At 60.2% G+C, this 14233-nt stretch carries 11 protein-coding genes and 1 pseudogene; 1 reads left to right on the forward strand and 11 read right to left on the reverse strand.

Features of this window, described 5'->3' with window-relative positions; all coding sequences use genetic code 11:
* The 8 genes and pseudogenes from ABYO54_RS05390 to ABYO54_RS05425 all read right to left on the reverse strand — a co-directional run.
* Positions 1-312, reverse strand: a pseudogene (locus ABYO54_RS05390) (hypothetical protein); the annotation flags it as partial.
* Between the two features lie 85 nt (positions 313-397).
* Positions 398-1198 (reverse strand): FAD:protein FMN transferase, encoded by an 801-nt coding sequence (locus ABYO54_RS05395; RefSeq protein WP_372807218.1) that lies wholly within the window; start codon positions 1196-1198, stop codon positions 398-400.
* A gap of 94 nt (positions 1199-1292) precedes the next feature.
* On the reverse strand, positions 1293-3761 hold the full coding sequence (locus ABYO54_RS05400; protein ID WP_372807219.1) for a cytochrome c3 family protein: 2469 nt from the start codon (positions 3759-3761) through the stop codon (positions 1293-1295).
* A 137-nt stretch (positions 3762-3898) separates the two neighbouring features.
* Positions 3899-5224 (reverse strand): Gfo/Idh/MocA family protein, encoded by a 1326-nt coding sequence (locus tag ABYO54_RS05405; protein WP_372807220.1) that lies wholly within the window; start codon positions 5222-5224, stop codon positions 3899-3901.
* Positions 5225-5522: 298 nt separating this feature from the next.
* Positions 5523-6401 carry a ThuA domain-containing protein gene (locus tag ABYO54_RS05410; protein ID WP_372807221.1) on the reverse strand — a complete coding sequence of 293 codons (879 nt, stop codon included), beginning with the start codon at positions 6399-6401 and terminating at the stop codon, positions 5523-5525.
* A 71-nt stretch (positions 6402-6472) separates the two neighbouring features.
* The gene (locus tag ABYO54_RS05415) at positions 6473-7465 is read right to left on the reverse strand and encodes a sugar phosphate isomerase/epimerase family protein (RefSeq protein ID WP_372807222.1); all 993 of its coding nucleotides are present in this window, start codon (positions 7463-7465) and stop codon (positions 6473-6475) included.
* A gap of 117 nt (positions 7466-7582) precedes the next feature.
* Positions 7583-8743, reverse strand: coding sequence for a Gfo/Idh/MocA family protein (locus ABYO54_RS05420; protein ID WP_372807223.1), 1161 nt, complete (start codon positions 8741-8743; stop codon positions 7583-7585).
* Between the two features lie 23 nt (positions 8744-8766).
* Complete coding sequence (locus ABYO54_RS05425) at positions 8767-9930, reverse strand: sugar MFS transporter (protein WP_372807224.1); 1164 nt, start codon at positions 9928-9930, stop codon at positions 8767-8769.
* A gap of 154 nt (positions 9931-10084) precedes the next feature.
* Here ABYO54_RS05425 and ABYO54_RS05430 point away from each other — a divergent pair, with 154 nt between their 5' ends.
* Entirely contained in the window at positions 10085-10846 is a 762-nt protein-coding gene (locus tag ABYO54_RS05430) for a helix-turn-helix domain-containing protein (protein WP_372807225.1), read from the forward strand.
* Positions 10847-10929: 83 nt separating this feature from the next.
* Here the strand turns inward: ABYO54_RS05430 and ABYO54_RS05435 are convergent, their stop codons facing one another.
* From ABYO54_RS05435 to ABYO54_RS05445, 3 genes are all read right to left on the reverse strand, one after another.
* Positions 10930-11964, reverse strand: coding sequence for a glycosyltransferase (locus ABYO54_RS05435; protein ID WP_372807226.1), 1035 nt, complete (start codon positions 11962-11964; stop codon positions 10930-10932).
* Between the two features lie 146 nt (positions 11965-12110).
* A complete protein-coding gene (locus ABYO54_RS05440) occupies positions 12111-13031 on the reverse strand; it encodes a GNAT family N-acetyltransferase (protein ID WP_372807227.1) in 921 nt (306 codons plus the stop codon).
* On the reverse strand, positions 13015-14142 hold the full coding sequence (locus tag ABYO54_RS05445; protein WP_372807228.1) for a GNAT family N-acetyltransferase: 1128 nt from the start codon (positions 14140-14142) through the stop codon (positions 13015-13017). The genes ABYO54_RS05440 and ABYO54_RS05445 overlap by 17 nt, the downstream gene beginning before the upstream one ends.
* Positions 14143-14233: the final 91 nt, after the last annotated feature.

The following is a 14233-nucleotide window of genomic DNA, read 5'->3' on the forward strand; positions in this document are numbered from 1 at the left end:
AAGTTCCACGTAGGAACCGTCCGCTCCGTCCTTGTCGCCGTCGGTGATGTATTCAAGCTCGCCGATGACCGGAAAATCGTCCGAGCCCGTGACGGTCTTTTCCGCCGCGACGTTGGCCGTGCCTTTCGGAATCATGATTTCCGGAATGACGGCTTCGCGCTCGAGGTTCTTCGTTCTGATCTGCTTCGGCGTGCCGGCAAACAGCGGCTTCGGCAGTTCAAGCTCCAGCTTTTCCATTTCCTCCGCAACGACGGAGCCTGCGATGACTGCCGCGATGCCGGCAACTGCTACCATTTTCAATTGATGTTTCATATTTCGTACCTCCATGTAATAAACGGTTATTTAATGACGCCAATGTTGCGCTGTCTTGTATACCAAACGTCCTGTTTTTGCGATTTCAGACACCGATTTTCAAAACGGATTCGTCCTGTTTAACCACAAATGCCGTGATTTCCGGGTGGGCCTTGCACAGCGCCTCGATTTTTTCCGGTGCCATCATCATGAATGCGGTGGAAAGCGCGTCGGCTTTTGCCGCGGAAGGATGGATGGCCCAGGCCGCCAGATGGCGCTTTGCCGGCTGGCCGGTTTTCGGGTTCACGATATGCGCCCCCTTCACTTCCGTGCCGGACCCGCTCAGCGCCTTGTCCTGGAGCTTAACTTCGGTAATCCCGGCCTTTTCGCCCCAGGGGCCGCCGACGCCGAGCGTCCACTCTTTCCCCAGCGCCAGCACAGTGCTGTCGCCCGCATTCAGCAGCGCATGCTCGACATCCCAATCTTCGAGCAGTTCGGTCACATGGTCGAGCGCATAGCCCTTGGCCACGCCGCCGAGATCGACCTCGCCCTTGCCGTCCTTGCTCCAGCCAACGGTAAAGTTTTCGCGGTCGATCTCCAGCCACTGGAATCCGGAGCCCAGCGTCGGGTCGAACAGCCCGTCCGTCACGTCGTGGGCCCAAACCGCCGCCTCGAGGCATTCGATGATTTCGAACCCCAGCCGGGTGGATTGTCCCGGTCCAAGCAGATTGAGCTGCCCGACATCGCTGCCCGGGTTGTATTTGCTCAGCAAAGTTTCGAGCCGGTCGATTTCGCGAAAGACCGCTCCGGCGGCGGGGCGCGCCAACTCGAGCGCCTCGCCCGCAACAACCACCTCGAACAGGGTAGTCATCGCCTCGTGCTCAAAACTATGTGTTTCGCTGCTCATGGGAATCTCCGGCAAAATAATTTAGGACAAAACAATTCCTGATTACACGAAGCAGAACATTATTTTGTCCATAATCATTTTGTCGCAACCCGTTCTATTTCTTCTTCGCGGCGAAGCAGGACATGATGGCCGCAACGACGCTGAAGATCGCCGCAATGCGGTGGATGACAAGCGCCACATGCTGGCCGTGCGTACCGAGAATCGGGAACATGGCGATGAGAATACTGAGGATCAGCACGATGCCGCCCACGATCAGTACCCAGCCCCAGAATCCGACCGTTTTCGAGCGGAGCGCCGCCCAAACCACCAATACGATGGCGTAGAGCGCACCGAACGCAACATGCGTCAGCAGCGGGAAACCGTCCAGCGGCGAGCTGAAGGGCCAGCCGAACAGGAAGCCCGTCAGGACCAGCACCAGCATGGCACCCATCAGTGCCATTTTCACCGGCTTGGCGTCGATTGCCTTCTCGGAAAGGGTCGTGACCCAACGATAGATCAGCGGCAGGCCAACCGCCAGCGCGATCAAGGTCAGCAGGAGCGCCATATTGGCCATGTAGCACTTGAACAGCTTGCGCACCTTGAAGGTGAAGCCGAACATTTTGTGGAAGCCTGCGCTCAGCCCTTCGAGCTCGTGCATCGGGGTAACCGCAGCCTGGTCGGTCAGCAACGGGCTCGTGGCGGTCACGTTGCCGAACAGGAAGGCCGAATCGCCGGCGTGGCAATCCTGGCAAGCCTTGGCGCCGAGGGCCTGGGCTGCGCCGCGAACATCGTGGCCCAACGGCCAGGAGACCGGCGCAGCGGCTTCGTGGTCGACGTTCGCCAGCGTATCGCCTTCGAGCTTGAACATGCGGCCGGCGGCAATGTAGGTCGCGCCGTTGCCCAGTTTCTTGAGCATCGCCGCAACCTGCGCTTCGTTGAAGGCTTTGGTCGTGCCGACGACGTCGGAAACGGCTTTTTCAACGAACGGCGTCACGAGGGGCTCGCCGTCTTTCGTGTACCAGCCATCGGCCAGCGGCGAATCGCTGCCGACCAGCCAACCATCTTCGCCGACCGCGAAGGAGCGGCCCTTGGAAACCGGTACGATTTCGAGCGGCTTGAATGCGTTCATGATGCCGGTAATCACGTCCTCCGCATCCATGTCGATCTCTTCGGCGCGGACGTCGAACTCCGGAATGGAGGAAACGATGTTGCTCGGGGTTTTCCAGGCCCAGGAGACGCTCAGGTCGGTTTTTCCAACGAGATCCAAGCCGCCGTCGGCATTTTGGGCATAGGCCTTGCCGGCCGAAACAAAGACCGGTTCGCCGAGGGCAACGAGCTCCTGCGCGGAATTCTCGGCGCCGCCGAACGTGGCGAGCACCGGGGTGATCTGGCTCGCGGGGTCCAGAATTCCGACCGCGGCTTCCGCGACGGTTTCCTCGGGCAGCGGTTCGCCGTCGGCGTCGGCCCAATAGGCGGGCCACATCATGCGGCGCGGCTCGATCTTGCCTTCGTCGTTTTTCACGAAGACGGGCTCAACAATGAAAGGCGACTCGGTATACCACTGGGCGCGGCCGTAGATGCCGAGCTTGTTGGCGCGCGAGGTGCGGATGACGTTCGGTTCCTCCGCCGGCGCGGTGCCGGCGTGGCAGGCGGTGCAGGTCAGCTTGTCGAAGTGAACCGGCGGAAGGCCTTTGTGATGGGCCATCATGGCGCCGGACTGTCCGGGCGTGGCTCCCTCTTCGGTGTGGCAGGCCGCGCAATTCATCGCTTCGGTGGTGCCGCGCAGAATCTGGTGGTCGTCGCCGTTGCGGTGGCAGTCGGTGCACGAAAGGCCCGCGGCAGCATGCACGTCGCCGGGGACTTCGATGCGGCTGGCCGCGACGGGGTGCGTCGAGTGGCACTGCAGGCAGTTGCGGTCCATCGGCTTGCCGATATCGAGCCAGGCTTGATGCTTGGAATCGAACAGGGATGCGTCGTAATCGACCGACGGCGGGACGCGATAGACGTGGTCGTCCAGGCTTCCGCCCATGTAGATGTCCCACCAATCGGGCATGCGCGAGGCCATTCCGCCAACCTCGCCGATACCGGAGGCCGCCGTCGCCGCCCAACGGAAGTTTTCGCGGCCGATCTGCTTGGCCCATTCGGTCATATCCTGCCGATGCGACTGGTTATGGCAGGCCAGGCAGTTCATTTCGAGGCCGCCGGAAATGGTCCAGCGCGCGTCCGGATCGGCCAGCTTGTCCGCCGGATCGCTGATGGAGCCGCCGGGCAGATGCGAACCGAAACGCTTGGTGAATTCCCACGCCGAAAGGTCCATCCGTTCGGCGGGAACCTGCGTGCCGCTGGCTTCGTCGACGACGATCCAAGGTTCGGTTGCCCGGCCCTGGCCCGCGCCTTTGAAGTGCGTGCCGCCATGGATTTCTTCATAGTCGTGGCAGGCGCCGCAGGTCATCTTGGCCGAAAACGGCATGGAATCCGGAACGGTCGAGACGATCGGTTGTCCGTCTTCGGCGGTCAGCGGAATACGGTGAACGGGCGTCGTGCGCGAACCGTCGAAGTGGGAGGCGGAGGCCGTAAGTGCCATGCCCAACCCCAGGGCGGCTCCCAGCCATTGTCGATTGCCGATTGCCGATTGCCGATTGGTTTGCCGGGAGGCAGGGACGCTATTCCATCGGAAATCGGAAATCTTAAATCGGCAATCCGAAAAAAGATTCATCTTTTTCATACGTGGAAGTCCGATTTCTTGAAGTGGATTTTCTGGTTGGTGGCAACGGCGCGGTTGACGGCCAACACGGCGACAGCGGTTTCGTAGCCTTTTTCGCCGGGGCAGTTGAGCTCGGTGCCGTAGCGGATGGCGTTGAAAAAGTTTTCCAGGTGCGGCTGGTGGGCCGGCTTGGAAAGATCGACCGGCAGCGGCCAGCCTTCGGCGGCGGCCGTAACGCGGACGTCCACGGCCGTATTCTTGGTGGCCGTTTTCTTGATGGCCTTGGGCTTGGTTTTGATCAGCCCCTTGGCGGCGAGCGCATCCCACTGTGCTTCGGGGGCATGCGCTTCGCGGAAGACGGAATTGCCCTGCGCGGGCACCTCGGCAATGTCGAGGTAGCCGTTGGTGCCGCGGAACGCTTCGGAGAAACCGCCGCGCCCGGTGGTGGTCTGCGTTTCATAAAACGCGCGGGCGGTGCCTGTGGGCGTCTCGTATTCGTAGATGCACATGACGTTGTCGTACCACTCGCGATCCTTGTAGAAATCGGTGCCGCCCGAGGCGATGACCGACACGGGATTGGTTTCCCAGACCCATTCGAACAGGTCGATCTGGTGCGAGCCGAGGTCGACGATCGCGCCGCCGCCATATTTCTTGAACCAGCGCCAATTGCGGAATTCGCGCATCGAGTTGTAGCCGTACTGGTCGAGAATCTCGGCGGGAATCGGGAATTTCGGCGGGAAGCTGATGTCGTCGGCCTTGGCGCGGTTCCACTGCGCGGTGGCGGTGGTGACCTGGCCCAACAGTTTTTCTTCGTGGATCAGCTTTTCGATGGCGTGGAGATAGCGCGGGTTGGAACGGCGCTGGTGGCCGATCTGCAGCAGTTTGCCCGTGCTGCGCGCCGTATGGATCATGCTGGCCGCTTTTTCGAGCGAGTTGCTCATTTCCTTTTCGGAATAGACATGAAGGCCAAGCTCCATGCAGGCGTTGGCGTGTTCGGCGTGCATCCAGTCGGGCGAGGCCACGATCACCGCGTCGAGCCCGTCCTTTTCCGCCGCGAGCATTTCCTTGTAGTCGACGTAGCCGTTGGGCATCTCGCGCTGGTATTTATAAATGGAGCGGACCGTTTTCTTGAGGTTGTACTCTTCCCAGATATCGCACACCGCCTTGAAACGGATGCCGGGAATCCGAACGCAGGATTCCATCAGGATTTGGCCCTGGGCACCCGCGCCGATCAGCGCGACGTTGAGCTGGTCCGGATTCTTTTTCGCCGAGAGTTCGGCGTTTTCGATGGCGCGCGCCTTCAGCGTCGCCAGCGTGGCCCCCGCAACGGCCACCGTTTGCATAAACTGGTTCCTATTCATCTTCTAACCCCTGGATGTTTTATGTATTAAATCTACAATCCACTCATGTAATGCGAATCCATTCCCGCCTTAATCGAAATTTCCTGTTTCGCGCCCGTGGAAGCCGAGATTTTTTGTATTTATCCGGACAACTTATCGGTCTGTCCGGAACCTGTCTTGTAGAATAAACGCCAGGAATTGTACAAAAAGGACAATCCCCTTATTTTGGAACAACCGCAACTCGCCCCCTCGAAAAAAAGGCATGCCCGGCCAGCATGCCGCTTTCATTTTTGCCTGGAGGCTATTCGACCGTATCCGGCACATCGAAGTCGCCGAGGGCATATTGGATCCCCGCGAGATAGTGCTGGAGAATGCGGGCATCCCAGAAAATGTGGTTGTTGTGGCCCATCGAACAGTAGAAAACGCGGCCCTTGCCCTCGGGACGGACCCAGGTGATGCCGAAATCGCCGTCGGTGCGCTCCACCTTGTTCGGGTTGCCGCCCTTGACGGCTTTGGTGTCGGGATCGGACAGGTCGAGGCTGGTGAGCACACGCTGGTTGTCGCGCGAGTAGGGATCCTTGAACTGGTAGATTTCGTCCTTCACCTTGAACGATTCACCGCAGAAGCATTCGTTGATGGGGTGGTCCGGTTCGTCAAGCTTGACCTGCACGGTGCAGCCGGACGTCCACGGATGGCCGCAGAAGAGACCGCCCATTATCTTGGCGCCCTCCTCCCACTGGTAGAAATTGTCGGTCGCGGCATGGATGCCGACGATGCCCTTGCCGCCGCGGATGAAGTCGAGCAGCGCCGCGCGCTGTTCCGGCGTCGGGTCGAGCTTGGTGGTGCTCATGAAAAGAACGGCATCGTATTGCGCGAGGTTCGCGGCGTTGAAGTCGGTCATCTCCTTTGTTTCGACGGCGGAGTAGGCCCCGGTCTTGTCTCCCATCAGCTGGATTGCCTTGACGCCGAGCGGAATCGATTTGTGGACAAAGCCTTCGCAACGGGAGACCACGAGTATTTTGCGGGCCTTCTTCGGCGGGGCCGGTGCCTTGGCGGGCAACGCCGCCTCGACCTTGGCCACCTCTTCCGGCTTGGCCGGACCCAGCTTGTTTTTGTTCGGGGCGGCAAACCCGCACGAGGCAAGCGCGGCGATGGTCAGGGCAGAAACGGCTTTTTTCATCGGGAACCTTCCGGGGAAGAGAGAAACCAGACGGACCGGGTTGATCCGTCTGGTCATTGATTCAGGTGCGCTTAATTGTCGAACGCTTCGTCGAAGACGCGGTCGGATTTCGGGAAATCGACCTGCTTGGTGAAGGCACACGATTCGGTGGCGCCGTGGACGCGGTCCATCATGGCGTCTTCCCACTCGACCGAGAGCGGGCCGTCGTAGCCCTGCGCGTTGAGCGTGCGGATGATGTCCTCGAAGTTGACGTCGCCGCGGCCGACGCTGCGGAAATCCCATCCGCGGCCCGGCGTGCCGAAGTTCAGGTGCGAGCCCAGAATGCCGCTTTCGCCGTCGAGCGTGACCGAGGCATCTTTCATGTGGACGTGGTAGATGCGGTCCGGGAAGGCCTTGAGGAACTTGACCGGATCGACGCCCTGCCATTCGAGGTGCGACGGATCGAAATTGAAGCCGAAGGCCTTGCGGTTCTTCACGGCGGCCAGCGCGCGGCGGGCGGTAATGGTGTCGAACGCGATTTCGGTCGGGTGGACTTCGAGGGCGAACTTGACGCCGCACTGGTCGAATACGTCCAAGATCGGGTTCCACATCTTGGCGAAGAACGCGAAGCCGTCTTCGATCATCTTCTCGGAGGCGGGCGGGAAGGAATAGAGCATGTGCCAGATCGAGGATCCGGTGAAGCCGTTCACGACGCCCACGCCCATGTTCTGGGCGGCCTTGGCGGCGTTTTTCATGGTTTTGACGGCCCACTTGCGCTGCCCTTCGGCATCGCCCGCGAGTTCCGGCGGCGCAAACATGTCGGAGCGACCGTCGTTGTTGAGGTCGCAGACGAGCTGTCCGGCGAGATGGTGGCTAATGGCATGGCACTCGAGGCCGTGGTCGGCCAGCAGTTCGCGCTTTTCCTGGCAGTATTTTTTGCTGCGGGCGGCTTTGTCCACATCCATGTGGTCGCCCCAGCAGGCGAGTTCGAGGCCGTCGAAGCCCATGTTTTTGGCCAGCGGGGCCAGCTCTGCGAGCGGGATGTCCGCCCATTGTCCGGTAAAGAGTGTTACGGGTCTGCTCATAATATTGCTCCTTTCAGTCGCTTGATTCGTGAGACGTGAGACGTGAGACGTGAGACGTGAGACGTGAGACGTGAGACGTGAGACAAAGCCATCCCGCCTCACGGCTCAATCGTCACTTTACAGTTTTGTCCACGCCGCGTTATTGTTGGAACTTGCCACAACGGCTTCGATGAACTTCATGCCGAGAACGCCTTCCTGAATGCCCGGGAAGTCGGCCTCCAGATCGGTCGGCTCGCGCTTCGCGATGGCGGCGCGGATGGTGTCGGCGAAGTTGCAGTAGTTGTTGGCGAAGGCTTCGAGGAAGGCTTCCGGGTGGCCGAAGGGCAGGCGTGTGGCGCGGCCGGCGGCCTCGGACTTGGCGCCGACATAATCGTTGCCGCGCTTCCAGACCTGGGTCGGTTCGCCGAGTTTGTCGACGGTCAGCCAGTTCGGGTGCTCCTGGTGCCATTCGATGCTGCCATCTTCGCCGTGGATCCAGATGGCGAGGTTGTTTTCCTGGCCGATGGAAACCTGGCTGGCGTGCAGCAACCCCTTGGCGCCCTTGTTGAAGCGCAGCAGGCAGTTGCCGTCGTCGTCGAGCCGGCGGCCCTTGACGAAGGTGGTGAGGTCGGCGGCGATTTCGCGGATCGTCAGGCCCGTGATGTATTCGGCCAGGTTGGCGGCGTGGGTTCCGATGTCGCCCATGCAGCCGGCGGCCCCGGACTTTTTCGGATCGGTGCGCCAAGCGGCCTGCTGCGAGCCTTCCTTTTCGGCGGCGCGGGCCAGCCAGCCCTGCGGATACTGGACCACCACCTTGCGGATCTGGCCGAGGTCGCCCTGCTTGACCATGTCCTTGGCCAGTTTGACCATCGGATAGGCGGTGTAGTTGTGCATCAGGCCGAACACCTTCTTCGTTTTCTTCACGACAGCCTTCAGCTCTTCGGCTTCGGCGACGGAGAGGGTCATGGGCTTTTCGCACATCACGTTGAACCCCGCTTCGAGGAACGCCTTGGCGATCGGGAAGTGGGTGTGGTTGGGGGTGCAGACGGAAACGAAGTCGATGCGTTCGTCGTCCGGCAGGGCCAATTCGCCTTCGATCATGGCGGCCACATCGCCGTAGACGCGCTTCGGGTCGATGGCGAGTTCCTGGCCCATCTGCTTCGATTTTTTCGGATCGATGTCGAATGCGCCCGCAACGATTTCGATCTGCCCGTCCATGCGGGCCGCCTTGCGGTGCACGTCGCCGATAAAGGCGCCGGGGCCACCGCCTACCATTCCCATACGTAGTTTTCTGTCCATTGTTTGTCTCCTTGGCTAAACGGTTATTTGAGGTATCCCAGCACCAGGGCGAGGATAATGAGCAGGCCACATGCGGGAAGCAGTAGCTTGAGGCTCTTCTGGATGGTGGAATTGCCCGCCATGTTGCCGATGGTTTTGGGTATGATTACGCCACCGAGCAGGCCGACCGCAAAGATGATGCCGAAGATGCTGCCGTAAAGTTCGGGCGAGAATTTGGCGAACGTGATGCCGACCGTAGTCGGGAAGCAGGGGGCGAAGGCAAAGCCGGCCGCCGCCGCTAGGATCCGGGAGGTCTTGGCGCTTTTGCAGCGGGTCATGGCCATGATGATCAGACCGGCGGCCAGCGCCGCGCCGGCGATGTAGTAGCCGCCGAAGACGGTGACCTTCGGAAGGGCGCTGAAAACGAGACGGCCGACCATCATGGCGATGGCGAACATGGAAAGCATGTTCTGGGCGGAGGCATCGGCCTTTTCTTCTTCGGCATCCGGCGTGTCGTTCATGATCACCTCTTTGCCGAACGCGGGCAGCCAGTTGCAGAACGAGGATTCGAGCGCGATGTAGCAGAACAGGACAAACGCGGCCAGCAGCACGGCCGGCTTGGCGAGCAGGGCAACCGCATCGCCGATGGCGAAGGCGTTGGCCGATTCGGGATAGGTGGCGGTCGCCGCGCAAACCACGGGGATCAGGATGATCACGCCCAGCGCGGAAACGGCCTTTTCATAACTGGTCTTGCGGAACAGGAAGCTGACGATCATCGGCGTCAGGAACAGGCCGAGCCCGAAGAACACGTTGCCCATATTGCTGGCCTCGGCCGGTTTTTCGCCGCCGAAGAGCACCTGCGGGATCAGCGTGTTGCCCGCGGTGTTGAGCGCCATCGCGCCGAAACCGAGCAACAAGCAGGCGACCAGGGTCGCGCCGTAGCTTTTGGCATAGGCGAGCATGAAAATGACCACCGCCGTTACCACAAAGCCAAACATGGCCACGGGTTTGTAGCCCACCTGGTCCGTCACCACCCCCATGATGAGCGATGCAACCAACGAGGTGAACATGAAGGCCGAAATGAGCGACCCGAACTTGCCCTGGTCGATCTTCAACCTCGGCATCAGCTTCACGCTGACCGAACCCAACAGGGCGAAACACATGCCCAACCCAAACACGCCCAACAACGCAACAATTTTTACCATCATGATTTTCTCTCTCCTAGTCGTCCTACATGATCCCCCTGCCTTGGTGCAGACTCTTTCTATAGGTATAGTGGAGAATGCATTCCATGCAACGAAAAGTCTTGTAGATGATGGGCCTGGACTTGTATATTTTCGGCATAAGTCGAGGTAAGTTTCCATGGATAAGGCCCAGATTAAGACCGCGTTTCTCGCGCAGATGCACAGTCCGGAACAGATGCAGGTGCTGTTCAACCATTTGCCGGACGTCTGGTATTTTCTCAAAGACCGCCAAGGACGCTTTATTCTTGGCAACGACCAATTCGTCCGCCAGTGCGGTGCGCAGACCGAGGAGGAGATCATCGGGAAGACCGATTTCGACTTTTTCCCGCTCGGCCGCGCCCAAAGCTACGTGAAAGACGACAACTTCGTGATGGATACGGGGCAAAGCATCATCGACCGGGTCGAATTGGCGCCGGATCCGGGCAATTCGATCAACTGGTTCATCACGACCAAGGTGCCGGTCTATTCCAGCTGCGGCGAGATCATCGGACTGGCCGGAACCGCGCGCGACATCACCCGGGCCGGGCTCGCGCTGCAGCCCTACTCCGAAATGCGCGTGGTCCTGGAATATGTCGGCGAGCACTATTCGCAACCGATCGAAATCAAGGAACTCGCCAAGCTGGTCCACCTGTCGGTGAGCCAGTTCGAGCGCCGCTTTCGCCGGCTGTTCCAGATTTCGCCGCTCAAGCATCTCATGCGCGTGCGCATCCGCGCCGCCAGCGTGCGGCTCACATCCACCAACGACACCATCGCCGCCATCGCGCTCGACTGCGGCTTTTACGACCATTCCCACCTCACCCGCAACTTCCGCAAGTTCATGGGCGTCTCCCCCAAAGAATACCGCAAGCGGTACACAGGACAATCAATGGGCTTCGTGTAACAAGGCGGGGATGGGCGTGGACTTGCACCGCCCGAACAAAACTGCCGGCGCGCCCCTCCCAGCCCCGGCGAAAAGACGCACGCTCAGGCGCTCAGGCGATGGTTATTGATGTTGTAGCGCAGTTCGAAAAAGAATTTGGAGAGCGGCCGGATGGGCCGGAGACGGCCGGCGTGGTAGATCACCTGCTCCGGGAATGAAAAGCGGAACCGGCTGTCGGCATACAGCTTATCGATCTCGGCGCGGTCGCCGCTCAAGAGCGCATAGCGGTTGCAGCTCTTGATTTTTTCGGAACGCAGGACATCCATCGGCAAATCATATTTGGAGCCGAAGATAATGCCGAGGTTGGAGGCCCCGTTGATGAACTCGAAACGTTTTCGGGCCGAGTTCGAGTTGGAGTCGGACTCGGGCAGCAGGCGGTAAAGGCAGAGGGATTCATCGATGAAATAGAAGGTTCCGTAGTTGAGCAGCTCGCACCAGACGGGGATGTCGCCCATGGGAAGCACCCGGAACAGATCCATGTTTTTCTCGAAGATATCGAGCAGGTCCGCCGTTTTCACGAAAGTGGAGCTCGATACCACTTCATAGTCGCGCAGGATGATCTGGCACCGGAATTTGGCGGAATCGGGAACGACGGACTGGCTTGCGCCGCGGGTCTTGATGCTGTTCCTGACCCGCTGCCCAGTCGCCTCGGCATAGATGTCGAAATCGGAGTGGACGAGGGAGATCGAGGGATCGTTCTGCATGATATCGAACTGCTTTTGCAGCTTCAACGGATCGATCCATGCGTCGTCGCCATCGCAGATGGCCTGGTATTTCCCACGGCAGTCGCGGCAAGTTTCAATGAAGTTGTAGACCCCCTGCGACCGGAATTTCTCGCGGCCCGGCTCGGACTGGGAGCGCAGAATCAGCCGGATTCGATCGGGATGCTTTTTTGCATAATCGATGCAGATCTCGCGCGTGCCGTCGGACGACTCGTCTTCGCCAAGGCAGATTTCGTAGGGAAAATCGGTATCCTGCCCCAACAGGCTGTCGAGACACTCGCGTATATATGCGGCATGGTTAAACGTGATGAGACTCACGCTGACCACCGGTTCTACGTCTCTGATATCGAAATCCATTTTTAAATCGTTCCTGGTCCCGGCGGCTCGCCGGATTGCTTTTCTTGAAAGCAATATGCGGGCCAAGTCGCGCCCGCCCGCCATGTTACACGGTATTTGTAATCGGTTGCGGGAAAGCGGGCAAGCATCGAAGCGGAAATATAAGGCTAGCTGAATTCGCCCAAGCGATAGGCGGGAAAATAGTTGGTCTCCTCCTGCCCCTGCAACGGCGCCAAGTCCCGGTAGGCCTCGGGATTCACGATCTTTCCGCAGAAATAGACCGGGCGGGTTCTGGAACTCCACCCCTTTTTGTAGAGGCTCAACCCATCCTGCCCGGAACCCGAAAGCCCGGCCCCGCCCCCGATATCGAGCCATTTGGCCCGCCCGGCGAAATGGTCGAACGAAACATAATCCATGGCATAGAAGGCCCCCGCCTTATAGCCATGGTCGCTGACCGCGCCGAGATGGCAATGGACGACGTCGTCCTGAACGAAATAAAGCTGCGCCCCGATGATTTCGTCGCCGAGGAAGGCCAGCAAAACCTCGATCTCGGGCATGGCGAGCTGCTGCTCGAACGCCGTTTGGGAAAAGGCGCGGATGCCGTGGATATTGTGCCGCCGCGCGAGCGTTTGGTAGATTTCGGTCCATTTTTCGGCAAATCCCGGCGGATCCTTGCAGACTTCGACCTGGATATCGTCCAACGACGCGAGCGCCTGTTTGCGGTGGTGGTCCGAACCGATTCGTTCCTGGGGAAGCTCCAGATCGACGACATAATGCACCTTGAACGGGTTCACGACCTCGAAACACTGCTCGAGCTCGTCGGGCGAATAGTGGCCATAGGGATCGGCAACCAGCGAGACGCTAATGATCTCCGGCGGCAACTCTTCCAGATCGTCGCACAGTTGCTTCCAATCCCGGCAGAAAAAGAGCGGATAGCAGCCCATGGCATCGAAAAACCCGGTTCCGGGAATCGCGCGCCGGAGCAGATAGCCGCCGCAGCGCGGCAAATGGATCGGCTCGCCGAATTCGGTCAGGGAATAGGCATAGGCCTTGCCGGCGTACCCTTTTGCGCTACTCTGCGACATCATTGGCTCCTCGTTTTTGTTCGCGGCGGCTTTGCCACCGCCTTTTTAGTTTCCCGAACAGATGCCAAACCGCCAAATAGCCGGTCTTCCAGCCGACACGGCGGACGACGACGTTGCGCGTCTGCTCCAAGCGGTGGGCCCACGGGTTCACGTAGTCCGCGAACCCCGCGAGATAGTCGCCCTCCGAAAACCCCTTGCCGTGGAAATGCCTGACGAACCAGCAGGAATTGACCATGCCCGGCGAGTGCTCCCCGTATTCCGGCAAGAAGGTTCCGTGACAAAAGTAGACCTTGTCGAGGTAGGCGTAGGCCACTTCGACCGAAACCACCTTGGCGGCATCGTGCATCATCCCGAACCAGAGCTGCCCCTTGGCGGCGAGCTTCGGGAGGAGCTCTTCATAGAAGCGGTGGTGGCGGGCCACCATCTCGCCCTCTTTCCAACTGGCCTGCTCGGTTTCAATGTAGGCCTGAAGGCACGGCTCCACGTCGGCGGGGTCGCCCGTGACGCGGTAGGAGAGGTTTTCGATGCGCCGCTCGAGCCGGCCGCACTTCTTGCGTAGCTTGCGGTGGCGGTTCCAGAAATCCTCCCATTCGCCGTCGAGCTTGACGATCGGCGAGTCGGGGCCGGGCTTGGACCGGGTCCAGTAGCCCGGGAACGGAAAGAGCCGCTCCGCGTTGCCCGGCAAATGGGAGGTGGCGATCAGCTCGTCGAGCACCATCATGTCCCACGCGCGGAAATCATTCCGGAAATAGTCGGCGAAGCGGGCCCAGCATTCGGCCTCGTGGTCGCGGTGGATGATGGGGCAGGGTTTGTCGGCCTCGGTCGTCGGGGGCGGAAGCGCATGCATGACCACCCGCAGGGAGATGCGGTGCACCCGCTGGTTCCATAGGCTCAGGGGAAACAGGGCGAGCAGGTTCCCGGAACCTGCTTCCCGGAAAAGCAGGTAGAAGACCTCCCCGCCCCCCTTGAGATGACGAAGCGAGGTCTGCACATAGTCGAAAGAGGCGAAAAGGGTCGGGCGGACGCTGTCGCGCAGCAACGCCTCCCACTCCGGTTCGAGGGCGGCGATGTGCGGCCCGTGCTCCAACCGCTGGATCTGGATGCGGCCGCTCACGGCAGGGCCTCCAGCAGCTCCTCGAGATCGACCACCAAGTCGGCATGTTCCATGACGGAGGGGCGGTGGGAAATGAAGACGATGGTCAGGC

Source organism: Pontiella sp. (assembly GCF_041622395.1).
In the GTDB taxonomy this organism is placed as follows: domain Bacteria; phylum Verrucomicrobiota; class Kiritimatiellia; order Kiritimatiellales; family Pontiellaceae; genus Pontiella.

What these genes read in the sequence shown, in the direction of transcription:
- ABYO54_RS05395 (WP_372807218.1), bottom strand. Translation starts at nt 1,198, where the DNA reads ATGAGCAGCGAAACACATAGTTTTGAGCACGAGGCGATGACTACCCTG.
- ABYO54_RS05400 (WP_372807219.1), bottom strand. Translation starts at nt 3,761, where the DNA reads ATGGCACTTACGGCCTCCGCCTCCCACTTCGACGGTTCGCGCACGACG.
- ABYO54_RS05405 (WP_372807220.1), bottom strand. Translation starts at nt 5,224, where the DNA reads ATGCAAACGGTGGCCGTTGCGGGGGCCACGCTGGCGACGCTGAAGGCG.
- ABYO54_RS05410 (WP_372807221.1), bottom strand. Translation starts at nt 6,401, where the DNA reads ATGAAAAAAGCCGTTTCTGCCCTGACCATCGCCGCGCTTGCCTCGTGC.
- ABYO54_RS05415 (WP_372807222.1), bottom strand. Translation starts at nt 7,465, where the DNA reads ATGAGCAGACCCGTAACACTCTTTACCGGACAATGGGCGGACATCCCG.
- ABYO54_RS05420 (WP_372807223.1), bottom strand. Translation starts at nt 8,743, where the DNA reads ATGGACAGAAAACTACGTATGGGAATGGTAGGCGGTGGCCCCGGCGCC.
- ABYO54_RS05425 (WP_372807224.1), bottom strand. Translation starts at nt 9,930, where the DNA reads ATGATGGTAAAAATTGTTGCGTTGTTGGGCGTGTTTGGGTTGGGCATG.
- ABYO54_RS05430 (WP_372807225.1), top strand. Translation starts at nt 10,085, where the DNA reads ATGGATAAGGCCCAGATTAAGACCGCGTTTCTCGCGCAGATGCACAGT.
- ABYO54_RS05435 (WP_372807226.1), bottom strand. Translation starts at nt 11,964, where the DNA reads ATGGATTTCGATATCAGAGACGTAGAACCGGTGGTCAGCGTGAGTCTC.
- ABYO54_RS05440 (WP_372807227.1), bottom strand. Translation starts at nt 13,031, where the DNA reads ATGATGTCGCAGAGTAGCGCAAAAGGGTACGCCGGCAAGGCCTATGCC.